Origin of the sequence: Nocardioides sp. (assembly GCF_035576065.1) — a bacterium.
In the GTDB taxonomy this organism is placed as follows: domain Bacteria; phylum Actinomycetota; class Actinomycetes; order Propionibacteriales; family Nocardioidaceae; genus Nocardioides.
Window position 1 is genome coordinate 81541 of the sequence record NZ_DATLWX010000011.1, and the last position, 26557, is coordinate 108097.

Genomic DNA, 26557 nt, shown 5'->3' on the forward strand with positions numbered 1-26557 from the left:
CGCCCAGTGATCCTCGTGGACACTGGGCGGGTGTCCGTGCTCGTGGTCGATGCCGCCAACGTCGTCGGCGCGCGCGCCGACGGCTGGTGGAAGGACCGCCCCGGGGCCGCGAGACGCCTCCACGAGGAGCTCCTGGTGGCCGACCTGCCACATGACGAGGTCGTCCTGGTCCTCGAGGGTGCCGCGAAGGGCGGCGCGCGGGCCGGACGCGATGCCCATGTGCGCGTCGTACACGCTCCCAAGGACGGGGACTCGGAGATCGAGCGACAGGTCTCTGCCGCCGTCGAACGCGGCCAACGGGTCACCGTGATCACCGCCGACCGCTTCCTGCAGGCACGCGTCCAGGGCCTGGGGGCGATGGCGATGAGCCCGTCCTGGCTCCTGTCCCAGCTGTAGGCGGCTCTCCACGCGGGCGGCCGTCGTCGCCCGCTACCGTCGGACCATGACGGCGATGCGCTTCCGCGGACCGGTGCTGCCCGACGGCGAGGCTCGTGACCTCTACGTCGTCGGCGACACGATCACCTATGAGCCGCAGCCCGGCGCGAGCACCGAGACCGAGGGGTGGATCGTCCCGGGCCTCGTCGACGCCCACTGCCACATCGGCCTCGACGACCACGGACCGGTCGGCGAGGCCGAGACCGAGGCCCAGGCGGTCGAGGACCGCGATGCCGGGGCGTTGCTGATCCGGGACTGCGGGTCAGCGGCGGACACGTCGTGGGTCCATGACCGCGAGGACCTGCCCCGGCTGATCCGGGCGGGCCGTCACATCTCCCGGACGAAGCGCTACATCCGCAACTACGCCTACGAGGTCGAGCCCGGCGATCTCATCGCCACCGTGACGCAGGAGGCGCGGCGAGGCGACGGCTGGGTCAAGCTGGTGGGCGACTGGATCTCCCGTGACGAGGGCGACCTGGCTCCGTCCTTCCCCGCCTCCGACTTCAAGGACGCGATCGCAGTCGCCCACGAGCTCGGCGCCCGGGTCACGGCCCACTGCTTCGGCGAGGCGGTGCTGCCCGGGCTGATCGAGGCCGGCATCGACTGCATCGAGCACGGCACCGGCCTGTCCACCGACCTCGCCCAGACCATGGCGGACCGTGCGATCGCCCTGGTGCCGACAGTGATGCAGATCGACAAGTTCCCGCAGTACGCCGAAGCCGGGCGCGCGAAGTTCCCGGGCTACGCAGACCACATGAGCGACCTGCACGCCCGACAGCGCGAGACCATCATGGCGGCGTACGAGGCCGGGGTCGTGCTCTACGCGGGCTCCGACGGCGGGGGAGTGAGCCGTCATGGCAACATCGCGGGCGAGGTGCTGGCCATGCGCGAGCTGGGGATGCCGGCCGACTACGCGCTCGGTGCTGCGTCGTGGCGTGCCCGCGAGTGGCTGGGTTGGAACGCCACCCTGGCCGAGGGCGCGCCGGCGGACTTCGTCGTCTATCCGCGCGATCCCCTGCTCGACCTCACGGTGCTGCGCGAACCGTCGCGCGTCGTGCTCCGTGGACGCGTCGTCGCTTGACCCGTCCGCGGCGGGCCCGGATCAGCCGACCGGGGCGGGCGCCTCGTCCTCGTCTTCGGGCTTTGCCAGCTTCAGGAGGTCGCGCGCGTCGCGAACGTCGTCCTTGGTGCTCACAGCAGTGATCGCAAGCGCGGCGTCGACCGCTGCCGCGAGTTGAGCCGCAGCCGTCGGGTCGGCGGTCAGCTCGGTCTCCAGCTTCTCGGCCTTGCGAAGGATGTTGCCGGCCAGCACGTAGTTGACGACGCGGAAGTCGTGCAGGTCCTTGCGCACAGTCTTGACGTCGAGCGTCGACCCGACTGCCTCGGCGTCCGCCCGGAGGGTCGCCAGTGCGGTCCGGTCTGCCGTCATGTTGGCGACGAACGCCGCCTCGACGTCGTCGCTGAGCTCTGACGTGCGCTCGGCCGTCGTCAACCGCTCGAGCTTGGCGTCCCTGACGTCGATCGCCTTGAGCAGCTGCTTGGTCTTGGGCGCCTCGGATGCCTTGGACGGCTTGGACGGCTTGGACGACTTCGGTGCCTTGGGTGCCTTGGACGGCTTCGGTGCCTTGGGCGCCTTCGCCGAGCCGTGATTGTCATCGGAGGTGCCGGTTGCCGATGCGCTCATCGCGACCGGAACGGTCAGGGCGAGAGCGGCGATGACGGCGGCGAGGGTGCGTCGGGGGGTCGTGGCCATGAGGTTGGTGCTCCTGCAGCTGGGGAATTGGTCCGACGTCGAGCGTAGGTGATCCGCGCCGGGGAGGAAGCGCGTTTGGCGGATCTCGATTGGACCCGCACTCACGGTGCCGTCCAGACTCGCGCCCATGACTGACGTCGCCGACCTCCTGCCCGCGCTCGGGGTCCGGGTGACCGCTGGTGACCTGGAGCTGCGCGGGGTCACCGACGACCTCGTCGTCCAGCTGGCGGACCTGGCTGCTCGCGGGGTGCACCACCCGGACCGGATGCCGTTCACCTATCCGTGGACGGACACGGCACCGGGGGACTTCGGGCGCTCCTTCGGCCAGTACCACTGGCGTACCCGGGCGGAGTTCTCGCCGAGCTCGTGGGTCCTGAACCTGGCGGTGCTCCACCGCGGTGAGGTGGTCGGTGTCCAGGGCGTCACCACGTCGGACTTCCTCGTCACCCGCACCGGCGAGACCGGGTCGTGGCTCGGGCTCGCCCACCAGGGGAAGGGGTTGGGGACCGCCGTGCGCCAGGTGATGTGTGCCTTCCTCTTCGACCACCTCGACTTCACCGAGATCACTTCCGGTGCCTTCAGCGACAACGCCGCCTCGCTCACCGTGAGCGCGAAGGTCGGCTACGTCGCCAACGGCACGGTGCGCCACGAGCGTCGCGGCGAGCAGGCCATCCTGACCCAGCTGCTGCTGACCCCGGATGCGTTCCGGCGCGGTCCCCATGCGCTAGAGGTCGAGGGCGTCGAGGCCTTCCGTCGCTCCGTCGGCCTGGACGCGGCCGCCTGAGCATGCCGGATTGGGCGGCGCAGGCCCGTTCTGGCACAATGTCGCGCTGAGTCGCGCCAGCGGACGGACCCTCTAATCTCGGTCGTTGGTGCGCCATCGAGGCAGTCCTGTCCGGTCCCCACCCGGTCTGCAGGTTCCTCACCCACTTCCACTCGCAAGGAGACACCACACACGTGGCCGTCAAGATCCGTTTGAAGCGCCTGGGCAAGATCCGGGTCCCGCAATACCGCATCGTCATCGTCGACTCGCGCAAGAAGCGCGACGGCCGTGTGATCGAGGAGATCGGCAAGTACCACCCCAAGGAGGACCCGTCGTACATCGACGTCGTCTCCGACCGGGCGCAGTACTGGCTCGGCGTCGGCGCGCAGCCGACCGAGGCCGTCGAGGCCATCCTCAAGATCACCGGCGACTGGCAGAAGTTCAAGGGCCTGCCGGGCACCGAGGGGACCTTGAAGGTCAAGGAGCCGAAGCGCGACAAGCTCGACATCTTCAACGAGGCCCTCAAGGACGCCACCAGCGAGCCCAAGGCTGCCGCGACGACCAAGAAGTCGTCGAAGAAGGCCGAGGCCAGCGACGAGTCGGCGCCCGCCGAGAAGCCCGCCACGACCGAGAAGCCCGCCAAGGCAGCGAAGGCTGAGAAGGCTGAGAAGGCTGAGAAGGCATCGGCCGAGCCGACCGCCGAGGCCGTCGAGGCTGACGCCGCCGAGACCGAGACGCAGACCGCTCCGGTGCCGGCGTCGCAGACCCCTGAGGGCGCTGCAGCCGAGGCCGAGGCGGCCGAGACCGTCACGGCCGAGGACCTCGGCAAGAGCGAGGCCTGAGCACCATGCTCGCCGAAGCACTCGAGCACCTCGTCCGGGGCGTCGTCGACAACCCGGACGACGTCTCGGTCCGCGACAAGGAGCTGCGTCGCGGCTCGATCCTCGAGGTCCGGGTCCACCCCGACGACCTCGGCAAGGTGATCGGCCGCAACGGTCGCACGGCCACGGCGTTCCGCACCGTCGTCTCGGCCCTCGCGGGCCGCGCCGGCGCGCGGGTCGACTTCGTGGACGTCGACCGCCGACGCTGAGTAGCACGCACGCGTCCTCTGAGCGCCCCTCCCGATCTCGGGAGGGGCGCTCGTCTCATCTAGCCTGACCCCGTGGACAGCATCGAGGTCGTCGTCGGCCGCATCGGCAAGCCGCACGGGATCCGTGGCGAGGTCACCATCGACGTCCGGACCGACGAACCGGAGCGCCGGTTCGCCCCCGGGACGACGCTCCGGGCCGAGCCGTCACCAGGGTCTGCGAGCACGCTGACCAGTCTCACCGTGAGTCGCTCGCGCTGGCACCAGAGCGTGCTCCTGGTGACCTTCGAGGAGGTCGAGGGTCGCGACCAGGCCGAGACCGTCCGTGGGCTCGTGCTCCACACGACGCTCGGGCCCGAGGACGCGCCGGCGGACCCGGAGGAGTTCTACGACCACCAGCTGATCGGCCTTGCGGCGTACGACGAGGACGGCACGCACCTCGGCGAGCTCACCGCCGTCGTCCACGGAGCTGCCCAGGACCTCCTCACCGTGCGGACACCGGACGGCCGCAACGCGCTCGTGCCGTTCGTGGCCGCGCTCGTGCCGGAGGTCGACCTCGAAGGTGGGCGCGTGGTCATCGCCGACCGGCCCGGGCTGGTCGCGCCGTTCCCCGACGAGCTGACCGACGCGTGAAGATCGACATCGTCTCGATCTTCCCCGACTACCTGCGCCCCCTCGAGCTCAGCCTGCCGGGGAAGGCGCGCGCCAAGGGGCTGCTCGACATCACCGTCCACGACCTGCGCGAGTGGACGACCGACCGCCACCACGCCACCGACGACACGCCCTACGGGGGCGGCGCCGGGATGGTGATGAAGCCCGAGCCCTGGGGTGCCGCGCTCGACGCGGTGGCGACGGGCGCGACCATCGTCTTCACGACACCGAGCGGCCGGCCGTTCACGCAGGTGATGGCACGCGAGCTGGCCGGCGAGGAGCACCTCGTCTTCGCCTGCGGTCGCTACGAGGGGATCGACCAGCGCGTCATCGAGCACGCTGCCACCCTCGGCACCGTGCGGGAGATCTCGCTGGGCGACTACGTCCTCAACGGGGGAGAGGTGGCAGCCCTGGCGATCACCGAGGCCGTGGTGCGCCTCGTCCCCGGGTTCATGGGCAACGCCGAGTCGCTCGTGGAGGAGTCGCACGAGGACGGCCTCCTCGAATATCCCGTCTACACCAAGCCCGCATCGTGGCGCGGGCGCGACGTGCCCGACGTCCTGCTGTCCGGCGACCACGGCCGGATCGCCCGCTGGCGACACGAGCAGGCCGTACGCCGCACTGCGCAGCGCCGCCCGGACCTCATCGCGCCCACCAGCGTCGGTGCTGACGAGGTGCGCCTCGCCACCCTCGCCGATGCCGGGGAGATCCTCACCCTGCAGCTCGCCTGCTGGGTGGCCGAGCAGCAGGCCAATCCGGGCGTCCAGATCCACGCCCAGCACGAGACGCTCGAGGACGTGCGCCGCTGGCTGGGGACGTGGACCGTCATCGTCCGGCGACGCGAGGGGCGCCTGGTCGCAGCCGCCCGGGGCCGGATGGAGCGCCACGGCGAGCATGCCGGCGCCTGGGACGTGGGCCGGCTGATGGTGGCTCCGGACCTGCAGGGCCAGGGGCTCGGACGCGACATGCTGGCGCGGATCGAGGACGCGGCGCCGCCGGAGGTTGCGGCATACGTGCTCTTCACCGGTGCCGGGAGCCTGGACAACATCCGGATGTACAAGAAGGCCGGCTACCGGCTCCGCGGGCCCGCGCCCGGCGAGCCCGGTGCCGTGGTGCTGGCCAAGAAGCGCTGAGCTCCCCGCGCTGATTTCTCGCCGCTGATTTCGCCGGGTCGCTGCGATCTGGCAGACTCGACCCTTGGTCCAGTCGGCCAAACGATCGCCCCGAAGATCACGTCCGGGGGATCCGCGATGTATCACCTGCCACAGGGGGTGTGCGACGCCGCCGGCCACGATGACGGGACCTCCGCACTGATCCGCACCAACTACATCCGTGTCCGGCCTGTGGCGAACACGTGGGAGCAACCATGACCAACGTGCTCAGCGAGCTCGTCAGCAACAACCTGCGAACCGACGTCCCGGCCTTCCGTGCCGGTGACACCGTCAACGTCCACGTGAAGGTCGTCGAAGGCAGCCGCGCCCGCGTCCAGCAGTTCCAGGGCGTCGTCATCCGGATCCACGGCTCCGGTGTCGGACGCACCTTCACCGTCCGCAAGGTCTCCTTCGGCGTCGGTGTCGAGCGCACCTTCCCGCTGCACTCCCCGATCTTCGAGACCATCGACATCGTCACCCGCGGTGACGTGCGTCGCGCGAAGCTCTACTACCTGCGCAACCTGCGCGGCAAGGCCGCCAAGATCAAGGAGCGCCGCGAGCGCTGAGCTTGGCCCGAAAGTCCTGAGATCGACCACAGACTGGTTAGTCTCAGCGAGTGACTTCACACGACCGCGGTTCCGTCCCGACTGACACTCAGCCGGAGGAGCCGCGGTCGTCGTCGTCGAAGCCCGCGAAGGCCCACCACCTGCCGTTGTGGCAGGAGACCATCCTGCTGCTGGCCGTGGCCCTCATCCTGGCCATCGCGATCAAGGCGCTGTTCCTGCAGGCCTTCTACATCCCCTCGGAGTCGATGGAGCCCGGTCTGGTCAAGGACGACCGGATCCTGGTCCAGAAGGTCTCCTACTGGGGCGGCGGCGAGCCTCAGCGCGGTGACGTCGTGGTCTTCAAGGACCCGGGTGGCTGGCTGCCGTCCCAGGACGCAGCCGGGCCGACCGCGACGCTCCCCAAGCTGATGACGAAGATCGGTCTCTACCCCGCCGGCGGTCACCTCGTGAAGCGGGTGATCGGGGTCGGTGGCGACACGATCGAGTGCTGCGACGACCAGGGCAGGATCCTGGTGAACGGCAAGCCCCTGGACGAGGACCTCTACGTCAAGGTCGACCAGGGCACCCAGTGCGACGGGCCGATGGTCAACCAGTGCGGCACGGACTGGAAGGCCGGACCCGTGCCCGACGGGCACGTCTTCGTCATGGGCGACAACCGTGGCCACTCGGCCGACTCCAGCCAGAAGATGTGCAAGCCCAAGGTCGAGACCGACTGCGTCCCGGGTCCGGAGTTCGTGCCGGTGGACCTGGTCGTCGGCAAGGTCTTCGTCCTGCTGTGGCCCCGCCAGCGCTTCGAGTTCGTCTCCCGGCCGGGCACGTTCGAGGACGTTCCCGCCGCGTCGTGATCGGCCGATCCGCATGACCTTGATGACGCACCTGCCGCCCGGCGCGACGATCCGGAGCGATGCCGGGTTGTACGGCTACGAGCGTGCCCTGCGACGGGTGGGGATCGAGCCGATCGCCGGTGTCGACGAGGCGGGACGAGGCGCGTGCGCCGGCCCGCTGGTCGCCGGCGCCTGCATCCTGCCGGCGGGCAAGGCCGGGATCGTTCCGGGCCTCGCCGACTCCAAGCTGCTCACCGAGAAGGCGCGTGAACGCGTCTACGCCCAGGTCGTGCGGCGTGCCGTCGCGTGGTCGGTGGTGGCGATCGACTCCGAGGAGTGCGACCGGCTGGGCATGCACGTGGCCAACGTCGAGGCGCTGCGCCGCGCGGTCGCCCTGCTCGACCGGCGTCCGTCCTACGTCCTGACTGACGGTTTCCCCGTCGACGGCCTGGAGGTGCCGGGTCTGGCGGTGTGGAAGGGCGACCGGGTGGCGGCGTGCATCGCAGCCGCCTCGGTGCTCGCGAAGGTGACGCGGGACCGGATGATGGTCGAGCTCGACGCGACGTACCCCGCCTATGACTTCAAGACCCACAAGGGCTACATCACCGATGTGCACTCCGCTGCGCTGGACCGGCACGGACCCTCCTCGGTGCACCGGATGCGCTTCGTCAACGTGCGGCGGGCCGCCGGGCTGGAGTGCGCCCCCGATGTGCACAATGAGCGGGAGCACGTCGACCCGGCGCCAGCCGAGGGTCCGTCGAGGAGGGATCACTGATGAGCGCCGAGGAGCTCGAGAAGTACGAGACCGAGATGGAGCTCACCCTCTACCGGGAGTATCGCGATGTCGTCTCGATCTTCAAGTACGTCGTGGAGACCGACCGCCGCTTCTACCTCTGCAACCAGGTCGACGTGCGGGCCCGCACCGAGAACGGCGACGTCTTCTTCGAGGTCTCGATGACCGACGCGTGGGTCTGGGACATGTATCGCCCGGCGAGGTTCGCCAAGAGCGTCAAGGTGCTGACCTTCAAGGACGTCAACGTCGAGGAGCTCAGCGTGCAGGAGATCGAGCCGCCCAAGGACTGACCACGGTCCTTCGGGCCCCAACTCGTCCACAGCAGCCTGCACGGCGTCGTCCTCCACAGGATCACCCCGCCCCGCGTGCGGCTGTCCGTGCCCGGCGGTGTGCTGGGACCTCCCAACCAGGAGGCCCCATGGACAGCACGGTCCACCACCCGCCGCGGCTCACGCACAACCAGGCTCTCGGGGCGTACGGCGAGCTCCTCGCCGCGCGATTCCTGACCGCGCAGGGCCTGGTGCTGCTCGACCACAACTGGCGCAGCCCCGCGGGGGAGATCGACCTCGTGCTCCGCGACGGCCGGACGTTGGTGATCTGCGAGGTGAAGACGCGCTCCTCCAACGACTACGGCACACCGCACGAGGCGATCGACCGGCGCAAGGTCGATCGGATGCGGCGGCTGGCCGGCTGTTGGCTGCGCGCCCACTCCGTCCATCCCGACGACATCAGGCTCGACCTGGTGGCTGTGATCGTGCCTCGGTCCGGCGACCCCGAGATCGACCACGTCGTCGGGTTGTCGTGATGTCGCTGGCAACGGCGCGCTGCCTCGCGCTGTCGGGCACCCAGGGGCACCTGATCGACGTCCAGGTCGACATCTCGCCCGGCACGCCCGGGACCTATCTGGTCGGTCGGCCGGACAAGGCGCTCCAGGAGTCCCGTGACCGGGTGCGGATGGCGATCAACAACGCCGTCCCGTCGTGGCCGGCGAGCAGGCGCGTGACGATCCTGCTCGCGCCGGCCGATCTGCCGAAGAGCGGCACCCACTTCGACCTCGCCATCGCCGTGGCCGTCAAGTCCGCGGACCAGACACCTCCCAAGAACGGCCGGGACCACCGGATCCCGCAGTCTGCGCTCGACGGCACTGCCTTCATCGGCGAGCTGACCCTCTCGGGCAACCTGCGTCCCGTGATCGGAGTTCTGCCGATGGTGCTGGCCGCCCGACAACGAGGGATCAGAAGGGTCTTCGTCCCCGAGTCGCAGGCGAGCGAGGCCGCGATGGTGCCGGGGATGACCGTCTTCGGGATGCGCTCCCTGGCCCAGGTGGTGGCCGAGCTGCGCGGTGAGCCGGTGCCGGAGGCGCCGCCCGTCGAGGGCACCACGTCGGGGCGGCTGCTGTCCTGGCGTGGCCAGGACCTCCGTGAGGAGGTCGACATGTCGGAGGTCGAGGGGATGCAGGAGGTGATCTATGCCGTGACCGTGGCGGCCGCGGGCGGACACCACCTGATGCTCAGCGGTCCCCGCGGCGCCGGCAAGACGACCGTGGCCGAGCGGATTCCCACGATCCTGCCGGACCTGACGCTCGAGCAGTCGCTGGAGGTCACGGCCGTGCACTCCCTGGTCGGAGCCCTGGACACCCTCGTCACCCGGCCGCCCTTCTTCTCCCCTCACCACGACGCCAGCCGCGCGAGCATCCTGGGCGGCGGCACCGGCCGACCGCGACCCGGCGAGGTGAGCCTGGCCCACCACGGCGTGCTCTTCCTCGATGAGTTCCCCTTGTTCCGTGCCGACGTCATCGACGCCCTGCGCCAGCCGCTGGAGGCGGGGGAGGTGTCGATCGCCCGGGGTGAGGAGTCCGCCACCTACCCGGCTCGCGCCATGGTCGTGCTGGCGGCCAACCCGTGTCCCTGCGGCAACTTCCATGCTCGGGCGGGCGGTCACGTCTGCGACTGTCTCGACCAGGTGCGCCGCAACTACCAACGCAAGCTGAGCGGCCCCGTCGTGGACCGCATCGACATCTGGCGCGAGCTCCAGCCCATGGCCGCCCACCGAGGCGGTGACCGGTTCGCACCGCGGTGGAGCTCCTCAGAGCTGCGTGATCGGGTGGCAGCGGCGCGCGCTCGACAGGCAGTCCGCTACGCGGGGCTCGGGTTCGGCGTCAACTCCGCCGTGCCCGGGCCGGCCCTGACCGAGGGCTGGCCGCTCCCGCTGGGGGGTCAACGGCTGCTCGACGAGGCCATGGCCAACGGGAAGCTCACCCGCCGCGGGCTGACTCGCGTGCACCGGGTGGCGCTCTCGGTCGCGGATCTGGCTGGGCGCGACCTGCCCGACGTCGCCGACGTCCGCACGGCAATGGCGCTGCGCTCGAGTGAGCCCGTGGCGATCACCGCCATGGAGCTGGCATCGTGAGCGCGCAGCAGGAGCTATTGGCGAGGGTGCGGCTGAGCCATGCCCTGGAGCCCGGCGACGCGAAGGTGGCCGACGCCGTGGCGACGGTCGGCGCGATCCAGACGATCGACGAGCTGCTGGGGGACGCACGGTCCCGGCCCGAGCTCGCCGCCAGGATCCTCGAGGCCGATCCGGACCGGCTGTTGTCGGTGGCGGAGCGTCAGGGCATCCGGTTCGTCACCCCGGCCGAGGCGGAGTGGCCGACCCAGCTCGACGACCTGGCTCATGGTCAGCGCGTGCAGGGACTCGGCGGCGTCCCTGTCGGGTTGTGGGTGCGGGGTCCGATGACGCTCGACGAGCTGGGCGCCTCCGTGGCGATCGTGGGCTCACGTTCGGCGACCTCCTACGGCTTCGACGTCGCCATGGACGTCGCCGCAGCGCTGGCCCGTGCCGACGCCCCGGTCGTCTCGGGCGCGGCGTTCGGGATCGACCAGGCCGGACACCGGGGGGCCCTTGCGGCAGGAGGGGCGACGGTCGCTGTCCTGGCGTGTGGCGTCGACCGGGTCTACCCCGCAGCGCACCGCGAGCTCATCGAACACATCGCCCGGCACTTCGCGGTCGTCTCCGAGGCGCCACTGGGTTCGTCGCCGACCAAGGTGCGGTTCCTCTCGCGCAACCGCCTGATCGCGGCCCTGAGCCGTGGCACCGTGCTGGTTGAGGCCGCGATTCGCAGCGGTGCCCTCAACACGGCCCATTGGGCCGACCAGCTGAGCCGCGTGCTGATGGGCGTCCCCGGACCGGTGACGAGCGCGACGTCGCAAGGCGTCCACCTGCAGATCCGTCGAGGTGGAGCCAGTCTCGTCACCTCGGGGCTCGAGGTGCTCGAGCTCGTCGGCGCATCGGGCGAACACCTGATGACCGTGCCTCGGGGCCCGGAGCGGACCCACGACGGCTTCTCGTTGCGGGAGGTCAGGGTGCTTGACGCGGTCCCCGTGTCTCGGGGAGCGGGCAGTGAGTCGATCGGCCGGATCGCCGGGGTCGGTGTGCAGGAGACCGACCGGGTGTTGGTGGCCCTGAGCGCCGCCGGGTTGGTACGGCTGGGCGAGGACGGGTGGCGCCTGGTGGCGGGAGCCGCCCGGGGTGGTGGGTGTTGAGGCGTGCATCGGCACGACTGCCGGCCGGACTGTCCGTCGTGGCTCCGGTGTCTTGGAGCGTCACCGACCTACCATCGGCCCATGGCTCAGGGAGACGGGGACGCGGACGACGTGTCGTTGCCCGAGTCGATGGCCCGCGTGCTGGCCGACTACGAGCGACACCTGACCTCCGAACGCGACCTGACTCCCCACACCGTCCGCGCCTACCTCGGGGACCTCAGCGGACTGCTCGAGCACGCGACCCGGCTCAGCTGCACCGACGTGGGAGACCTCGACCTGCGGGTCCTACGAAGCTGGCTGGCCAAGCAGCAGACGATGGGCAAGTCCCGGACCACGCTCGCCCGCAGAGCCACCGCTGCACGGGTCTTCACCGCGTGGCTGGCGCGGACGGGTCGGGCGCCCAGTGACGCCGGAGCATCGCTGGGATCTCCGAAGAAGCACCAGGCCCTGCCCTCGGTGCTGCGCGTCGACGAGGCAGCAGACCTGATCCGCTCCGCAGCCGCCCTGGCAGACGACGGCTCGCCGGGCGGGCTTCGTGACGTGGCCATGCTCGAGCTGCTCTATGCCACGGGCATCCGCGTCGGCGAGCTGGTCGGCCTCGACATCGACGACCTGGACACCGAGCGACAGGTGGTCAGGGTCTTCGGCAAGGGACGCAAGGAACGCTCCGTCCCCTATGGCCACCCGGCCGCCCGCGCCGTCGACCGCTGGCTGACCTCCGGGCGGCCGTCGCTGCGCATCGAGGGCTCCGGGCCGGCGCTCTTCCTGGGCGCTCGGGGCCGCCGCATCGACCAGCGCGTCGTGCGCGAGCTCGTGCACCGTCGGATCGCCGACGTCCCGGGTGCTCCCGACATCGGGCCGCACGGGCTGCGGCACTCTGCGGCGACCCACCTGCTCGAGGGGGGAGCCGACCTCCGCTCGGTCCAGGAGCTGCTCGGCCACGCGTCACTGGCGACGACCCAGCTCTACACGCACGTGACGACCGATCGGCTGCGGCAGGCCTACCGACAGGCGCACCCCCGCGCCTGATCCTGGGTGGCCCTTCCTGGGGCAGCCCACTCTCGACTCTCGACCTGTCCGCCGCGTCCAAGACCTCGGTAGGTCATCACCAGATTCGGTGAAACGGGTGCTGCGCTCTTCGACGTAAGGGACAGTCACGCTGTGGCCCCCCTCCGAACGTCCCACCGTCTGCTCCGCTCGGTTCTCTCGCTCACCGTGGTCGCTGCTTCGACTGCGCTGGTCGTCGTCGGCTCCCTGGCGTCCCCGGCGAGCGCTGACGAAAACGTGGTGCCGCCCACGGAGACGTTTGCCTACACCGGGTCCGCCCAAACGTGGACGGTGCCTGCCGACGTCACCGCGTTGACCTTCGACGTCTACGGCGCCGGGGGACAAGCGCTCGCTGGCAGCCCGACCCGTCCCGGCTGGGGCGGGCACGTCGGCAGCACCACGCTGCGGGTCACTCCCGGGGAGGTCTTCCAGATCAACGTGGGGGGCCAAGGTCACGACGGCATCGGCGGCTTCAACGGCGGAGGCGACGGCGGATGGCACGGCGGGGGTGGAGCGACCGACATCCGCAGGAACGGCACCGCTCTCAGCGACCGCATCCTGGTCGCGGGCGGCGGCGGCGGAGCGAGCAAGTGCGGGTTTCCGGCCGCGAACGGCGGCGACGGCGGCGACGGCGGCTTCTACGTCCCGGCGACCGCGAACTCTGCGTGCACCACGTCCGGATGGGGCGGCGACGCGTCGAACAACACCGCGGGCTACACCACGGCCGCCGCTGGCGTCGGCGCCACCGGCGCCGAGTCAGGTTCGTTCGGGTCCGGTGGCGACGCGCGCCCGGGCGGCGAAGGAGGCGGCGGTGGAGGCGGCTGGTACGGCGGCGGTGGCGGCGACAGCGGCGGTGGTGGTGGTGGCCTGAACTACGCCGCCGACTACACTCCGATCAACGAACGGGCCGCGAACGGCGGCAACGGGTACGCGACCGTCACGTACCTCGACTCATCCACCACCACCACCTTGACCGTCGACGACACCTACAGCACCTTCGGCGACCCCAGCCCCAAGGTCACTATCAAGGTCACTCCGAACGACGCCCGGATCAGTTTCTACAGCTACGGCGACGTTCAGCTGTACCTGGACGGCGAGCCCTACGGCCGCCTTCTCCAGGTGGACTCCAATCAGCTGGTCCTGCCGCACCTCACGGACGCTCTCGGCAACGCGTACTACAGCGACGACGCGGCGTCCGCGCTCGACGCTGGTATGCACACGCTCTCTGCCCGGTTCGTCGGCGCGCGCACCTACAACGGCGCCCTGTACATGCCGCCAAACCTGCAGCCTTCGACGTCCGCGGACGTCGGGCTCTCGGTGTCTCAGGCTCAGTCGGGGGTGGTCCTCAACTGGGTCGAGCCGGCCGTCTACGGCCAACCCACCGGGGTGCTCGCCACGGTTCGCCCCACCAGCCTGTTCGGCCAGGTCCTTGACGGCATGCCCGCCCCCCTGGGCACCGTCCAGTTCTTCGCCGACGGCGCTCCCTACGGCACGCCACAGCCGCTGGACCCGGAGAGCGGCACCGCGCCGTTCCCCGCGAGACCCGACGTCGAGCGCCTCGCCGTGGGCCTGCATCTGCTGTCCGCGGAGTACTCGGGGAGTCGCAACTACCGGCGGGCCAACACCGGAACTTCGTGGCTGACCGTCCTGCGGCCCGCAAGCACGCTGACGGTGACGCCGTCGGCTGACATGATCGGGTACGGCGAGCAGCCGCCGTCCGTGGCCGGGGTCGTTGCGGCCGCCGACAACACGCTGCGAACTCCCGAAGGGCGGGCGCAGTTCCACCTCGACGGAAAGGCGTACGGCGATCCGCAGCCGATCGGTCCCGACGGATCAGTCACGATGCCCGACGTTGTCGATGCGCCGCTGCTCGACGCCGGCGCCCACGAGGTCACCCTCATCTACAGCGGCGACGCACTGTTCGACGGCGGCAGCGCCGTAGCGACCGTTGTCGTCGCGAGGCTGGCGAGCACCACGACCCTGGCGGTCACCGCGGAAGGGCTGAGGGCCACAGTCACGGCCCCGGAGCCCGGCACCACCTCCGGCACCGTCACCTTCCTGATCGACGGCACCAAGGTCGGCGCCGCTGATGTCGGCGGCGACGGGGTGGCCACCTGGGCCGGCGACACGACCCGCGGTGCCGGCACCGCCTTCGCGGCAGTCTTCAACGGGAACACGAACGTGGACGTGTCCGCCGCCTCGACCGCCCGCTCGAACCCGGTCGTGACCGCGCACGTTCCCGCCGCACCGACCACCGGCTGGTACACCGCCCCGGTGACGGTGTCGTTCACGTGCGAGGCCGGATCCGGGGCCATCGACTGCCCGGCGCCCGTCACGCTGGGAGACGGTGCCGCGCAGGTCGTGACCCGGTCCGTCGTCGCGAGCGACGGTGGCATCGACGTCGTCAGCACCGAACCGATTTCGGTCGACACGCTCGCTCCAGGCGTACGAGTGGGCGGCGTGGCGCAGGGTGCGATCTACAACGGTGCCTCCCCGATTCCGCAGTGCGTCGGCACCGACGGCGGGGCCGGGGTCATCAACTGTTCGGCCGCGACGGTCGTCATCGGCGACCAGCGGACCACTACGGTCATCGCGACCGACCGGGCCGGGCTCAACACCATTGGCCGGGTCGCGTACACGGTGCGGCACGTGTGGGTTGCCAGCACTGTCCTGCGCGCCGGCGCGTGGGATGTCCCCCGCACCAGGTTCCGTGACCTGCACATCGTGTCGCCGAAGCGTCCGGTGCTGTTGAACCGGAGCAATGGCACGCGCCTGCAGTTCGTGCTCGCAGGTCGTATCGACGGTATCTCCCACTGGATCGCCGCACTCGAAGCGCCGACGGCGGCCAAGGCGGGCACCGTGACCCGGTTCCGGGTCGCGACGTCGGTGGGCACCGAGGTGGTGAAAGTCCGCACTACCTGACGTGGTGCTTGTGGGTCGGTTGGCAGTGGCGCAACATGAGGCATCCCCAGCGTCAGGAGCGGGGACTGGAGGCCGAGTTCAGGGGAGGAAGTCGCGCAGCGGCGACCAGGCGGCGTACGGCAGCGGCAGGGTCTTGACGGAGGGAGGACGCCACGACGGCGTGCTCTCGTGGTCGACAGGCTCGTCCCGCCACAGCGGCAGCAGCCGCACCCGGCCGGTGCCGACCAGCGTGAGCGGGTCGAGGTAGGTCTCGCCGTGGAGCCACCCCCAGTGGAGACAGGCTCGGGGGAAGCAGTGACTGAATGCGAGCTCCAAGGACCCGATCCGACGGCCGGGCGCGACCGGGTCGCCGACCTCGAGGTCGGAGGAGACGGGTTCGTAGGTCGTCCGGGTCTCGCCGTGGGAGACGGTCACCACGGGCTTGCCGGCGATGTGGCCGATGAAGGCGATGGTGCCGGCCATCGCGCTGTGCACCGGCTGCCCCACGGCGCCGGCCAGGTCAACACCGCGGTGGCCAGCGCTGTAGGGACCGGCCGGCGGTTCGAAGGCGTGCACCACCTCGGGCGTCGGACGCAGCGGCCAGACGCCGACCGGGTCAATGTCGGCCTGCGCCGGGGGAGCGGCGACTCCGAGCAGCACCGAAGTCAGGAGGGGGACCAGGGATCGCGAACCATGCATGGCGCGATCCTTGTCGGCTGTGCCCCTGCGCGGCATGCGTGCTGCGGCATACCGGGGGACGACGGCTCGAGCGGAGCGCCTGTGGATGGTCCGCGGCCCAGCCGCGGCTCGATTGGCCCGCCGATGGAGGAGTGGCCTACGATTCGCAGAGCAGCCCAGCACGACCCAGATCGACCCGGGCTGACTTCGCACGCTCGCCGACCACGACGGTCTCTCTCCGGAGACCGACCACCCGTGGGCGCCGATCCTCGGTTCCGGCTCACCTGAGTCGGATCGGATCGCGCGCGAGCGTCAGGGCAACCGACACCCGTCGGGTGCAATCAACTGAAAACCCACGTCGGAGCTCGTTCCCCGGCTCGGCCTGCCACAAGGTCGAGTGCGACGGAGAGCGGCTCCACCACACAGGAGAATCACATGGCAGTCGTCACCATGCGCCAGCTGCTCGAGAGCGGCGTCCACTTCGGTCACCAGACCCGTCGTTGGAACCCCAAGATGAAGCGCTTCATCATGACCGAGCGCAACGGCATCTACATCATCGACCTGCAGCAGTCGCTGGCCTACATCGACCGCTCCTACGCCTTCGTCAAGGAGACGGTCGCCAACGGCGGCGTCGTCATGTTCGTCGGCACCAAGAAGCAGGCCCAGGAAGCCATCGCCGAGCAGGCGACGCGCGTCGGGATGCCCTACGTCAACCAGCGGTGGCTCGGTGGCATGCTCACCAACTTCCAGACGGTGCACCAGCGGATCAACCGCCTCAAGGAGCTCGACGAGATCGACTTCGACGACGTTGCGGGTTCCAACCGCACCAAGAAGGAACTGCTCGGCATGAAGCGCGAGCGCACCAAGCTGGACAAGACCCTCGGCGGCATCCGCGACATGACGAAGGTTCCTTCGGCCGTGTGGATCGTGGACACCAACAAGGAGCACCTCGCCGTCGAGGAGGCCCGCAAGCTGCGGATCCCGATCATCGGCATTCTCGACTCCAACTGCGACCCCGACCTCGTCGACTTCCCGATCCCGGGCAACGACGACGCCATCCGCGCCGTCGGCCTGCTGACCCGCGTGGTCGCCGACGCCGTCGCCGAGGGCCTCATCGCTCGCTCCGGTGCCAAGGGCGGCGCGGACGCGACCACCGCCGAGCCCCTCGCCGAGTGGGAGCGCGAGCTCCTCGAGGGCGACGCCGAGAAGGTTGCCGTCCAGGCGACCGGCGGCGACGTTGCCACCGACGTCCCGGCCGGCGAGTCGACCGGTGCCGCCGCTGAGGCGCCTGCCGCCGACGCTGCCGCAGAGGCTGCGACCGAGGCGCCTGCCGCCGAGGCTCCGGCTGCTGCTGCCCCGGAGGCGCCCGCCGCCACCGAGACCGCTGAGGCCCCGGCCGAGACCGAGACCGCTGAGGCCGAGACCGAGACCGCGACCGAGACCGCCGAGGCCCCTGCCGAGGCTGACAAGGCCGACGAGGCACAGCCCGCCGGTTCGGCTCCCGCCAACGAGGACGGCTCGGCTCCCAAGGGCTTCGACATCAAGGGCAACAAGTCCTCGATGAAGTTCCACGGCCCCACCAGCCCTTGGTATGACCGCACCAAGGCTGAGATCTGGTTCGACAGCGCCGAGGCCGCCGAGGCCGCCGGATTCGTCAACGCCGAGACCAAGAACGACTGATTGGCTGGCGGGCCGCGAGGAGACTCGCGGCCCGCTTCAGCTCACTGCCCACCACGAACACAGGGAAGAGGGACCATGGCCGACTTCACCGCTACCGATGTCAAGAAGCTCCGTGACCTGACGCAGGCCGGAATGATGGACTGCAAGAAGGCGCTCACCGAGGCCGACGGCGACTTCGACAAGGCTGTCGAGCTGCTGCGCGTCAAGGGTGCCGCCAAGGCGGCCAACCGCGCGGCCGAGCGCGAGGCCGCTGCCGGACTCGTCGCCACCGCCGGTGGTGCGCTCGTCGAGCTCAAGTGTGAGACCGACTTCGTGGCCAAGGGCGACGACTTCGTCGCCGTCGCCCAGCGCATCGCTGACGCCGCCAACGAGGCCAAGGCCGGCGAGGTCGAGGCCCTCAAGGTCGTCCCGCTCGACGGCAAGACCGTGGGCGAGGTCGTCCAGGACCTGGCGATCACCATCGGCGAGAAGATCGAGCTCGGCCAGGTCGCCTACTTCGAGGGCGAGACGGTCGTCTACATGCACAAGCGTGCCGCTGACCTGCCTCCCGCGGTCGGCGTGCTCGTCGAGTTCGACGGCGACGCCGCCGCCGCTCGAGGTGCCGCCATGCAGATCGCCGCGATGAAGGCGCAGTACCTCACCCGTGACGAGGTCCCCGCGGACGTCGTCGCGAGCGAGCGCTCCATCGCCGAGCAGAAGACCCGCGAAGAGGGCAAGCCCGAGCAGGCCATCGCGAAGATCGTCGAGGGTCGACTGGGCGGCTTCTACAAGGAGATCGTCCTGCTGGAGCAGGAGTCCGTCTCCGAGGCGAAGAAGTCGGTCAAGGCCGTCCTCGACGAGGCCGGCACCAGCGTCAAGCGCTTCGCGCGCTTCGAGGTCGGCGCCTGAGCGTCACACCGGACAACACGCTGAGGGGCCGGTACGACGAGAGTCGTACCGGCCCTTCGCCGTACCTCGCGGCTCAGTTGCCCTCACCGCGCGCGACGCCGTGCCAGTAGGCCGCGATCTTGCTGCCCTCACGTACCACCGCGTCGGCGGTCGGGTCGCAGGGCCACAACTGAAGCAGGTAGCGGTCTGGAGCCGCCTCGTCCTCATCGGGCGTATCTAGCTCGTTGCCGGCATCCATCTCAGCCGCGCTGTAGCGCGCTCGGTGCCAGCCTGCCTGCGGGGTGGCCGCTGCGTACCAGTCCTCGAAGGTCTGGATGGACAACTCCTTGCTCGGGAGTTCGACGGACACCTCGACGGCGTCGGTCCACTGTGCGTCCAGCGCCGGCTCCTGGGGATCCCAGGTGATCGTCAGCGGCACCTCACCAGTGTGCAGGCCGGTGACGAGGGAGACCATGTGGGGCAGACGGGCGCCAGCCAGTCCGTTGGTCTGGTCCTTGATGGCAGTCGAGTGGTCGCCGTCGAACTCCTCGTCCACCGACGGGAGCGTGGCCCCGGGTGCGGCGGCCGAGAACACCTGGATGAAGCCATAGTGGACGCTGACGTGTTCGTCGAAGATCTGCATGGCACTCAACACTAGGGGCTGCTGCAGTTGGCCCGGGGTCGCCCGGGTCGAGTAGGTTTCTCGCGTATCGACCACGCCTGAAAAGGCCCGTGAAGGGATCCTCTCGTGACCGCCTACCACCGTGTCCTGATCAAGCTGTCGGGCGAGGTGTTCGGCGGCGGCAAGGTCGGGGTCGACCTCGACGTCGTGCAGAAGATCGCCCGCGAGATCACCACGGTCGTCCGTTCGGGCGTCGGCGTGAGCATCGTGGTCGGCGGTGGCAACTTCTTCCGCGGAGCGGAGATGCAGCAGCGCGGCATGGACCGCTCGCGTGCCGACTACATGGGCATGCTCGGCACGGTGATGAACTGTCTTGCCCTCCAGGACTTCCTGGAGAAGGGCGGGGTCGAGACCCGCGTGCAGACCGCCATCGCGATGGGCCAGGTCGCCGAGCCCTACATCCCGCGGCGTGCGATCCGGCACATGGAGAAGGGCCGGGTGGTCATCTTCGGCGCCGGCGCGGGCATGCCGTTCTTCTCCACCGACACCGTCGCTGCCCAGAGGGCGCTGGAGACGCACTGCGAGGTGGTGCTCTACGCCAAGCAGGGCGTGGACGGTGTCTACAGCGCCGACCCCCACAAGGACCCGCTGGCGACGAAGTACGACACGCTGACGTTCAACGATGCGCTGGTCCAGGGGCTCAACGTCATCGACGCGACGGCGTTCGCGCTGTGCCAGGAGAACGACATGCCCATCATCGTCTTCGGTGCCGAGGACGAGGGCGCGATCCTGCGCATCGTGCAGGGTGAGAAGATTGGCACGCTGGTGAGTCGCGACGGCTGAGCGCCGCACGACCACAGCACCCACGACGACAGCGTTCAACCACGTACGAACCCACACAGGAGTCCCCGTGATCAACGAAGTTCTCAGCGCGGCCGATAGCAAGATGGAGAAGTCGGTCGAGGCGACCCGCGAGGAGTTCAGTGCGATCCGTGCCGGGCGCGTCAACCCCAGCATGTTCAGCAAGATCGTCGCCGACTACTACGGATCGCCGACCCCGCTGCAGGCGCTTGCCTCCTTCACCTCCCAGGACGCTCGCACGATCCTGATCTCCCCCTTCGACATCGGAGCGATGGGCGCCATCGAGAAGGCCATCCGCGACTCCGACCTGGGGGTCAACCCGTCGAATGACGGCAAGATCCTGCGCATCGTCTTCCCGGAGCTGACCGAGGAGCGCCGCAAGGACTACATCAAGATGGCCAGGGCGAAGGCTGAGGACGGTCGCGTGTCGGTGCGCAACGTGCGGCGTACCGCCAAGCAGGGCCTGGAGAAGCTCGAGAAGGACGGCGAGGTCGGCCAGGACGACGTCACCGGCGCCGAGAAGAAGCTCGACTCGATCACCAAGAAGCACACGGACGCCATCGACGACATGCTCAAGAACAAGGAAGCCGAGCTCCTCGAGGTCTGAGTGCAGGCCGACAACCACATCATGACGACCCCTCATTCCCCGGCCGCCCCGGACGCGCCTGCGAAGGTCCACGGCCGCGCCGGTCGGGACCTCCGCGCCGCCATCGTCTCCGGGCTGACGCTGGTGGGACTGATCCTGTTGTCCCTGTTCTTCTGGAAGACCGCATTCGTGGCGGTCGTCGCGGTCGCGGTCGTCGTGGCCGTGTGGGAGCTGCAGCGCGGCCTGTCCGCCAAGGGCATCGACATCCCGGAGCAGCCGCTGATGGTCGGCGGCGTCGTCATGGTCGTCGTCGCCTACATCTGGGGTGCCCCGTCCTTGGTCACGGCCACCGCCGTGAGCGCGCTCATCGTGATGTTGTGGCTGCTCCGCCGTGGCATCGACGGCTACGTCCAGAATGCCTCCGCCGCGGTCTTCACCCTCGTCTACGTGCCGTTCCTGGCCTCGTTCGTCGCCCTGCTGCTCGGTGAGGGGGGCAACGCCCCGGGCTTCGGTTTCACCATCGACGACAACGGTGTCCGCGGGGTCATCACCTTCATCGCCATGGTCGTCGCCTCCGATCTCGGCGGCTACATCGCCGGCGTTCTCTTCGGCAAGCACCCGATGGCCCGGGTCATCTCCCCGAAGAAGTCGTGGGAGGGGTTCGCGGGATCGGTCCTCGCGTGCGTCGGAGCTGGCGTCGGTCTGGTCACCCTGTTCCTGGACGGCGACTGGTGGGTGGGTGCGCTGCTCGGCGTGGTGGCGGCGGTGATGGCGACGCTGGGTGACCTGTGTGAGTCGGTGATCAAGCGCGACCTGGGCATCAAGGACATGAGCCAGATCATCCCCGGCCACGGCGGCCTGATGGACCGGCTCGACTCGCTGCTCGCGACGGTGGCGCCGACCTGGCTGATCCTGCACTACCTCGTCTTCGCTCGCTGACGTGCGCCTCCTCGTCACCGGCGGCCGCACCGGCTACTTGGGCCAGCACGTCGTCACGGCTGCGGCTGGCCACGACGTGGTCGGCGTCGGCTCCGTCGACGCCGACCTGCGGAACAGGGCGGCCGTGGACGCCCTGGTCGCGCAACACCGCCCCGACGCCGTCGTCCACACCGCCTACCTCCAGTCCGACTGGTCGGTCACCGCCACCGGGGCCGCCCACGTCGCGACGGCGGCTGCCCGACACGGTGCCCGGCTGGTGCTCGTCTCCAGCGACGTCGTCTTCTCCGGCGCCGACGGCCTCTATGCCGAGTCGGCGCCACCCGACCCGGTCACGTCGTACGGCGCAGCGAAGGCCGCCGCCGAGACCTGTGCGCTCGCCGTCTGCCCCGACGTCGTCGTCGCCCGCACCTCGCTGATCCTCGGCGACGGCACCTCGCAGCACGAGAGGCTGGTCCATGCCCTTCTCGAGGGCAGCGACGGCGCACTGTTCGAGGACGAACGCCGGTGCCCGGTGCACGTCACCGACCTGGCGCAGGCCCTCGTCGAGCTTGCGGGCTCGGAGCTCCAGGGCGTGCTGCACGTCGCTGGCGCGGACGCCATGAGCAGGTTCGAGCTCGGCCGGCTGATCGCCCGACGCGACGGGCTGGACCCCTCGTCACTGCGCAGCACCAGTCGCGTCGCCGCGCGGGTGGCGGGGCCGATCGACGTACGCCTCGACTCGACCAAGGCGTCGCAGGTGCTGAGGACGCGACTGCGTGGGGCAGGGGAGTTCCTGTGACCCTGCACCTCGTCCGTCACGGCCTGCCCGTCATCGACCCGCAGTGCCCTGCCGCCGAGTGGGAGCTCGACCCGGCCGGCTTCGACGACATCTGGGCACTGCGCGAGAGCGACCGCCTTCCGCAGCGCGTCGCCTGGTTCAGCTCGCCCGAGCCCAAGGCCCAGCAGACCGCGCAGCTGCTGACCGACGGGGAGGTCGGGGTCATCGAGGAGCTGCGCGAGCACGAGCGTGGCGTGACGGCGTGGACGGAGGACTTCCAGGACCGCGTGCTGGACGCCTTCGCGCAGCCGGACACGTCCGCCGTCCCCGGCTGGGAACCGCTCGCGGCGCTGCGAGAGCGCCTCGTCCCGGCCGTCCGCCGGATCCTCGACGTCCACGGTGACGACGACGTCGTGATGGTCGGGCACGGCACCGCCTGGACCCTGCTCGTGGCCGAGCTGACGGGCGCCACGCCGGATCTCGTGAGGTGGAGATCACTCGCCATGCCCGACGTGCTCACGGTCGACCCAGCCCTACGATGAATCCATGAGCTCGCCCCACACGACCCCCGACACCGACCAGCAGGTCACGTCGACCGACGAGGGCAACTGGTGGCACCGCAGCCACCCCACATTTGCCGCGATCACGGGATTCTTCGCTGGCATGGTCCTCGTGACCGCCCTCCCGGGCGGGTTCGCGGCGATCCTTCGCCTGCTGTTCTCCGACGAGACGGCCACCGAGCTGTTCCCCTTCGCGCTTCTCGGGCTGGCAGTACCGATCGTCATGCTGGCCAAGCGCAAGACCCGCCGGTTCGGGGTCTTCATGGTGATCGGCATGGTGCTGACGGCCGTGGTCGTCCTCAGCGTGACGTCGCTGGTGCTCTTCTTCATGCTCTAGCCCGCACCCGCTGAGTCGCCCTTTTGGCCGGACGGGTGGGAGGATCGCGGAGCGATGTCCCACGAACCCATCAAGACCCTGCCGCTCGTCTTCGACGAGCCACGCGGCCGCAAGAAGCCGCCGCGCCACCTCGCCGACCTCGATGAGGCCGGCCGCAAGGACCTGCTGACCGAGATGGGGTTGCCCGGCTTCCGCGCCAAGCAGCTCTCCCACCACTACTTCGGTCGCCTCGCCGACGACCCAGCCGAGATGACGGACCTGCCGGCTGGCCAGCGCGACGAGCTCGTCAGTGCCTTGCTCCCGCACCTGATGACACCTCTGCGCACGCTCGAGGCCGACAAGGGCACGACCCGCAAGACGCTGTGGAAGCTCTTCGACGGAGCGCTCGTCGAGTCCGTGCTGATGCGCTACCCCGACCGGGCGACCGTGTGTGTCTCCAGCCAGGCCGGTTGCGGCATGGCCTGCCCGTTCTGTGCCACCGGCCAGGGCGGTCTCCAGCGCAACATGTCCACGGCTGAGATCGTCGAGCAGGTCGTCGCCGGCGCCCGCTCGATGGCGCGTGGCGAGGTCGCCGGCGGGCCCGGACGTGTGTCCAACGTCGTCTTCATGGGCATGGGCGAGCCGTTGGCCAACTACAAGGCCGTGATCGGGGCCGTACGCCGCCTCGTGGACCCCAGCCCCGCCGGGCTGGGCATGAGCGCACGCGGCATCACCGTGTCGACCGTCGGGCTGGTGCCGCGCATCAGGCAGCTCACCGACGAGGGCATCCCGGTGACCCTCGCGCTGAGCCTGCATGCGCCCGACGACGAGCTCCGCAACGAGCTCGTGCCGATCAACACCCGCTTCTCGGTCGCCGAGACCGTGGAGTCGGCGTGGGACTACGCCGCCAAGACCAAGCGCCGGGTGTCGATCGAATACGCCATGATGCGCGGGATCAACGACCAGGCCTGGCGCGCCGACCTGCTCGGCGACGTCCTCAATGGGTACGGCGACTGGGGCTGGGTGCACGTCAACCTGATCCCGCTCAACCCCACGCCGGGGTCCAAGTGGACGGCCAGCGACCCCAAGGACGAGCGCGAGTTCGTGCGCCGTCTCGAGGCCAAGGGCATCTCCACCACGGTCCGCGACACCCGTGGCCGGGAGATCGACGGGGCCTGCGGGCAGCTCGCCGCGTCCGAGTAGGACCGCGTCGGATCGGGGTCAGCGGGCTCGGTCCGGCTTGCGCCATACGGAGACATGGCTCTCGCTGTCGCTCGTGAAGGGGCTGCCGTCCCAGTCGGCGACCCTGCGTTCGAGCTCCAGCCCGGCGAGCTGGGCCATCAGGTCGCACTCGGCCGGCCAGATGTAGCGGAAGTTGCTCGCGCCGTACGTCACGGTGCCGTCGGGGTGCCGGCGGTAGTGGTGCGAGGTGCCCTGCTGCGTGGTCATGTCGTAGGTGTCGAGCCCGACGTGGCTGTCCCCGACATGGAAGGGCACCGCTGCCTGACCCGGCGGGAAGCGCCTGATGCCGGGGATCCACAGCTCGATGACGAATCGGCCGCCGGGGACGAGATGGCGTGCAGCGTTGCGGAAGCACGCGACCTGTTCCTCCTGGGTGCGGAGGTTCCCGATGCTGTTCCACACGACGTAGACGAGCGCGAACTCTCCCGGGACCGTGGTCGTCGCCATGTCGCCGACCACCGTCGCGATGTCGGTCCGCTTCTCCCGGAGCTTGTCGACCATCGGCTGGGAGAGCTCGATGCCGCTCACCGCGATCCCGTGGTCGGCCAGGGGGATGGCGACCCGCCCTGTCCCGATCGCGAGCTCCAGCGCAGGTCCGTCGCCTGCGAGCTCCGCCAGGAAGGCGACCGCGGGGTCCAGGACGTCGGGTTCGAACATGTAGGCCGACGACTCGTCGTAGTGCTCGGCGGTCTCGGCATCCCACAGGTCGCTGCTCGTCATGCGCGCAGCCTTGCGCATGCGACTCGCGACGGACACCGGTTATCGAGCAGCCACCACCATCGCCGACCTGACCTGCTCCGTCGTGTGGTCGGGGTCGACGGGTCGGCTCGTGTCGATGCGGACGAGCTCCCCGACTCCCAACGGACCTCGATAGTTGTCCCGCAGACGGGTGATCCCGTCCTCGATCTCCTTGACGGACAGGTCGCCGTCGTGATGTCCCGGGTGGCGTCTGCGGGCCTGGAACCTCTCAGCTGCCACCTCGACGGGACAGTCGCAGTGGACCTCGACGATGGATGTCGCGATGTCCCGCAGTCGTTGGGGTGCCGAGTCGTGGTTCCACCAGTTGACCAGGATCGACGCGTGCGAAGCCTCGGCGAGTCTGAAGAGGACCTCGTCGCTCGCCCGGCTGAGTCGGGTGCGCGTCTCGCGGTCCGGAGAGCCCAGGCTGTCGAACAGGGACTCCAGGATCGCGTCCTTGTCGATCAGCGGCATGGTCAGGCGCTCGCTCAGCAGCGTGCCCGTGGTGGTCTTTCCGCTGGCAGCGAGGCCCGAGACCACCACCAGCAGGCGCGCCGTCACGGCCGCGTCCCGCCGTCGGCCGCGGGACGTCGCAGGAACCGCAGGTCGGTGAACCCGGTGCCGTCCCAGGAGAGGACGGCCCCCTCCAGCTGGTGCACGGGCCCTCCCCAGCCTGCATGGGGAGCGGACGGGAGGGCAGCCACGAGCACCGGCTCGATCGACCCGCCCGAGGACACGACGAGACCGCTGCCGCCGTCTGGGACGTTGGCCAGGACGCGGCGCCAGTGGTCAAGGTGCACGTGCGCCACCTCCGCCAGCCCTCGGCCGGCAGCGAGCAGCTCGGCGTAGCGGACGAACGGCTGGTCCCAGGACCACTGGTCGTGATGAGCCACCTCACCAGCGACATAGCCGGAGGGCCACGACACCTGCTCGTCCACGGCGACGCCCAGCGCCAGTGCGGTCTCGAGATGACGGGGCTGGTCGCCGACGGCGACGTACGCCATGGCAGGGAGGGTGTTGCCGAGGACCCGGGCGAGGCTCACGCCAGCAGGGGAGAGGTGCGAACCGGAAGCACGCCGGTCGTCGTCCTTGCGAGTCAGCGAGTGACGTAGCACCACCAGTTCGCGCATGCCCGAAGCCTAGGGCGCGGGGGCCATCCCCGAGGGGGAGGTGGGGGTCGGACCAGGGCCGATCCCGA

31 protein-coding genes are annotated in these 26557 nt (G+C 70.0%); 25 read left to right on the forward strand and 6 right to left on the reverse strand.

The features are described 5' to 3' along the window. Nucleotides 1-30: 30 nt before the first annotated feature. Both VNJ48_RS05035 and VNJ48_RS05040 read left to right on the forward strand, forming a co-directional pair. The gene (locus VNJ48_RS05035; RefSeq protein WP_297740375.1) at nucleotides 31-396 is read left to right on the forward strand and encodes an NYN domain-containing protein; all 366 of its coding nucleotides are present in this window, start codon (nucleotides 31-33) and stop codon (nucleotides 394-396) included. A 46-nt stretch (nucleotides 397-442) separates the two neighbouring features. Then, nucleotides 443-1516 carry an amidohydrolase family protein gene (locus VNJ48_RS05040; RefSeq protein ID WP_325599728.1) on the forward strand — a complete coding sequence of 358 codons (1074 nt, stop codon included), beginning with the start codon at nucleotides 443-445 and terminating at the stop codon, nucleotides 1514-1516. A gap of 21 nt (nucleotides 1517-1537) precedes the next feature. On the opposite strand, the gene VNJ48_RS05045 is transcribed toward VNJ48_RS05040, so the two are convergent. After that, nucleotides 1538-2188: a hypothetical protein gene (locus VNJ48_RS05045; RefSeq protein ID WP_325599730.1), complete on the reverse strand. Its 651-nt coding sequence runs from the start codon at nucleotides 2186-2188 to the stop codon at nucleotides 1538-1540. A gap of 127 nt (nucleotides 2189-2315) precedes the next feature. Between VNJ48_RS05045 and VNJ48_RS05050 the strand changes: the two genes are divergently transcribed. From VNJ48_RS05050 to VNJ48_RS05115, 14 genes are all read left to right on the forward strand, one after another. After that, a complete protein-coding gene (locus tag VNJ48_RS05050) occupies nucleotides 2316-2972 on the forward strand; it encodes a GNAT family protein (protein ID WP_325599732.1) in 657 nt (218 codons plus the stop codon). A gap of 173 nt (nucleotides 2973-3145) precedes the next feature. Then, the gene (gene rpsP / locus VNJ48_RS05055) at nucleotides 3146-3793 is read left to right on the forward strand and encodes a 30S ribosomal protein S16 (protein ID WP_325599734.1); all 648 of its coding nucleotides are present in this window, start codon (nucleotides 3146-3148) and stop codon (nucleotides 3791-3793) included. A 5-nt stretch (nucleotides 3794-3798) separates the two neighbouring features. Then, nucleotides 3799-4041, forward strand: a complete 243-nt coding sequence (locus tag VNJ48_RS05060; protein WP_297740349.1) for an RNA-binding protein — start codon at nucleotides 3799-3801, stop codon at nucleotides 4039-4041. Nucleotides 4042-4113: 72 nt separating this feature from the next. Beyond that, a complete protein-coding gene (gene rimM / locus VNJ48_RS05065) occupies nucleotides 4114-4671 on the forward strand; it encodes a ribosome maturation factor RimM (RefSeq protein ID WP_325599739.1) in 558 nt (185 codons plus the stop codon). After that, the gene (gene trmD, locus VNJ48_RS05070) at nucleotides 4668-5822 is read left to right on the forward strand and encodes a tRNA (guanosine(37)-N1)-methyltransferase TrmD (RefSeq protein ID WP_325599741.1); all 1155 of its coding nucleotides are present in this window, start codon (nucleotides 4668-4670) and stop codon (nucleotides 5820-5822) included. Before rimM ends, trmD begins: the two co-directional genes overlap by 4 nt. A 233-nt stretch (nucleotides 5823-6055) precedes the next feature. Beyond that, the gene (gene rplS / locus VNJ48_RS05075; RefSeq protein ID WP_297740355.1) at nucleotides 6056-6406 is read left to right on the forward strand and encodes a 50S ribosomal protein L19; all 351 of its coding nucleotides are present in this window, start codon (nucleotides 6056-6058) and stop codon (nucleotides 6404-6406) included. Nucleotides 6407-6456: 50 nt separating this feature from the next. Then, entirely contained in the window at nucleotides 6457-7251 is a 795-nt protein-coding gene (gene lepB, locus VNJ48_RS05080; RefSeq protein WP_325599743.1) for a signal peptidase I, read from the forward strand. 22 nt (nucleotides 7252-7273) lie between these two features. Further along, nucleotides 7274-8005 carry a ribonuclease HII gene (locus VNJ48_RS05085; RefSeq protein WP_325600197.1) on the forward strand — a complete coding sequence of 244 codons (732 nt, stop codon included), beginning with the start codon at nucleotides 7274-7276 and terminating at the stop codon, nucleotides 8003-8005. After that, a complete protein-coding gene (locus VNJ48_RS05090; RefSeq protein ID WP_297740361.1) occupies nucleotides 8005-8313 on the forward strand; it encodes a DUF2469 domain-containing protein in 309 nt (102 codons plus the stop codon). The genes VNJ48_RS05085 and VNJ48_RS05090 overlap by 1 nt, the downstream gene beginning before the upstream one ends. A gap of 128 nt (nucleotides 8314-8441) precedes the next feature. Beyond that, nucleotides 8442-8828, forward strand: coding sequence for a YraN family protein (locus VNJ48_RS05095; protein WP_325599745.1), 387 nt, complete (start codon nucleotides 8442-8444; stop codon nucleotides 8826-8828). Beyond that, on the forward strand, nucleotides 8828-10432 hold the full coding sequence (locus VNJ48_RS05100) for a YifB family Mg chelatase-like AAA ATPase (RefSeq protein ID WP_325599747.1): 1605 nt from the start codon (nucleotides 8828-8830) through the stop codon (nucleotides 10430-10432). Before VNJ48_RS05095 ends, VNJ48_RS05100 begins: the two co-directional genes overlap by 1 nt. After that, complete coding sequence (gene dprA / locus VNJ48_RS05105; protein ID WP_325599749.1) at nucleotides 10429-11565, forward strand: DNA-processing protein DprA; 1137 nt, start codon at nucleotides 10429-10431, stop codon at nucleotides 11563-11565. The genes VNJ48_RS05100 and dprA overlap by 4 nt, the downstream gene beginning before the upstream one ends. Nucleotides 11566-11646: 81 nt before the next feature. Beyond that, a complete protein-coding gene (locus tag VNJ48_RS05110; RefSeq protein ID WP_325599751.1) occupies nucleotides 11647-12594 on the forward strand; it encodes a tyrosine recombinase XerC in 948 nt (315 codons plus the stop codon). Nucleotides 12595-12726: 132 nt separating this feature from the next. Continuing rightward, on the forward strand, nucleotides 12727-15534 hold the full coding sequence (locus VNJ48_RS05115; protein WP_325599753.1) for an Ig-like domain-containing protein: 2808 nt from the start codon (nucleotides 12727-12729) through the stop codon (nucleotides 15532-15534). A 78-nt stretch (nucleotides 15535-15612) separates the two neighbouring features. On the opposite strand, the gene VNJ48_RS05120 is transcribed toward VNJ48_RS05115, so the two are convergent. Continuing rightward, on the reverse strand, nucleotides 15613-16212 hold the full coding sequence (locus VNJ48_RS05120; protein ID WP_325599755.1) for a M23 family metallopeptidase: 600 nt from the start codon (nucleotides 16210-16212) through the stop codon (nucleotides 15613-15615). Between the two features lie 414 nt (nucleotides 16213-16626). Here VNJ48_RS05120 and rpsB point away from each other — a divergent pair, with 414 nt between their 5' ends. Next, on the forward strand, nucleotides 16627-17871 hold the full coding sequence (rpsB, locus tag VNJ48_RS05125) for a 30S ribosomal protein S2 (RefSeq protein WP_325599757.1): 1245 nt from the start codon (nucleotides 16627-16629) through the stop codon (nucleotides 17869-17871). A gap of 75 nt (nucleotides 17872-17946) precedes the next feature. Then, nucleotides 17947-18759, forward strand: coding sequence for a translation elongation factor Ts (gene tsf, locus VNJ48_RS05130; RefSeq protein ID WP_325599759.1), 813 nt, complete (start codon nucleotides 17947-17949; stop codon nucleotides 18757-18759). 73 nt (nucleotides 18760-18832) lie between these two features. On the opposite strand, the gene VNJ48_RS05135 is transcribed toward tsf, so the two are convergent. Beyond that, nucleotides 18833-19381 (reverse strand): hypothetical protein, encoded by a 549-nt coding sequence (locus VNJ48_RS05135; RefSeq protein WP_325599761.1) that lies wholly within the window; start codon nucleotides 19379-19381, stop codon nucleotides 18833-18835. Nucleotides 19382-19486: 105 nt separating this feature from the next. Here VNJ48_RS05135 and pyrH point away from each other — a divergent pair, with 105 nt between their 5' ends. From pyrH to rlmN, 7 genes are all read left to right on the forward strand, one after another. Beyond that, nucleotides 19487-20203, forward strand: coding sequence for a UMP kinase (pyrH, locus tag VNJ48_RS05140; protein WP_325599763.1), 717 nt, complete (start codon nucleotides 19487-19489; stop codon nucleotides 20201-20203). Between the two features lie 70 nt (nucleotides 20204-20273). Continuing rightward, nucleotides 20274-20828 carry a ribosome recycling factor gene (gene frr / locus VNJ48_RS05145; protein ID WP_325600199.1) on the forward strand — a complete coding sequence of 185 codons (555 nt, stop codon included), beginning with the start codon at nucleotides 20274-20276 and terminating at the stop codon, nucleotides 20826-20828. A 21-nt stretch (nucleotides 20829-20849) separates the two neighbouring features. Continuing rightward, entirely contained in the window at nucleotides 20850-21746 is an 897-nt protein-coding gene (locus VNJ48_RS05150; RefSeq protein WP_325599765.1) for a phosphatidate cytidylyltransferase, read from the forward strand. A gap of 1 nt (nucleotide 21747) precedes the next feature. Then, nucleotides 21748-22524 carry an SDR family oxidoreductase gene (locus VNJ48_RS05155; protein WP_325599767.1) on the forward strand — a complete coding sequence of 259 codons (777 nt, stop codon included), beginning with the start codon at nucleotides 21748-21750 and terminating at the stop codon, nucleotides 22522-22524. Next, entirely contained in the window at nucleotides 22521-23045 is a 525-nt protein-coding gene (locus VNJ48_RS05160; RefSeq protein ID WP_325599769.1) for a histidine phosphatase family protein, read from the forward strand. The genes VNJ48_RS05155 and VNJ48_RS05160 overlap by 4 nt, the downstream gene beginning before the upstream one ends. 4 nt (nucleotides 23046-23049) lie before the next feature. Continuing rightward, nucleotides 23050-23400 carry a hypothetical protein gene (locus VNJ48_RS05165; protein WP_325599771.1) on the forward strand — a complete coding sequence of 117 codons (351 nt, stop codon included), beginning with the start codon at nucleotides 23050-23052 and terminating at the stop codon, nucleotides 23398-23400. 54 nt (nucleotides 23401-23454) lie between these two features. Next, nucleotides 23455-24582, forward strand: a complete 1128-nt coding sequence (gene rlmN / locus VNJ48_RS05170; protein WP_325599773.1) for a 23S rRNA (adenine(2503)-C(2))-methyltransferase RlmN — start codon at nucleotides 23455-23457, stop codon at nucleotides 24580-24582. 18 nt (nucleotides 24583-24600) lie between these two features. Here the strand turns inward: rlmN and VNJ48_RS05175 are convergent, their stop codons facing one another. From VNJ48_RS05175 to VNJ48_RS05185, 3 genes are read right to left on the reverse strand one after another with little or no spacing between them, the layout of a single operon-like run. Further along, entirely contained in the window at nucleotides 24601-25341 is a 741-nt protein-coding gene (locus VNJ48_RS05175) for a class I SAM-dependent methyltransferase (protein ID WP_325599775.1), read from the reverse strand. Nucleotides 25342-25380: 39 nt separating this feature from the next. Continuing rightward, nucleotides 25381-25920, reverse strand: coding sequence for an AAA family ATPase (locus tag VNJ48_RS05180; RefSeq protein ID WP_325599777.1), 540 nt, complete (start codon nucleotides 25918-25920; stop codon nucleotides 25381-25383). Next, on the reverse strand, nucleotides 25917-26489 hold the full coding sequence (locus VNJ48_RS05185) for a hypothetical protein (RefSeq protein ID WP_325599779.1): 573 nt from the start codon (nucleotides 26487-26489) through the stop codon (nucleotides 25917-25919). Before VNJ48_RS05185 ends, VNJ48_RS05180 begins: the two co-directional genes overlap by 4 nt. Nucleotides 26490-26557: the final 68 nt, after the last annotated feature.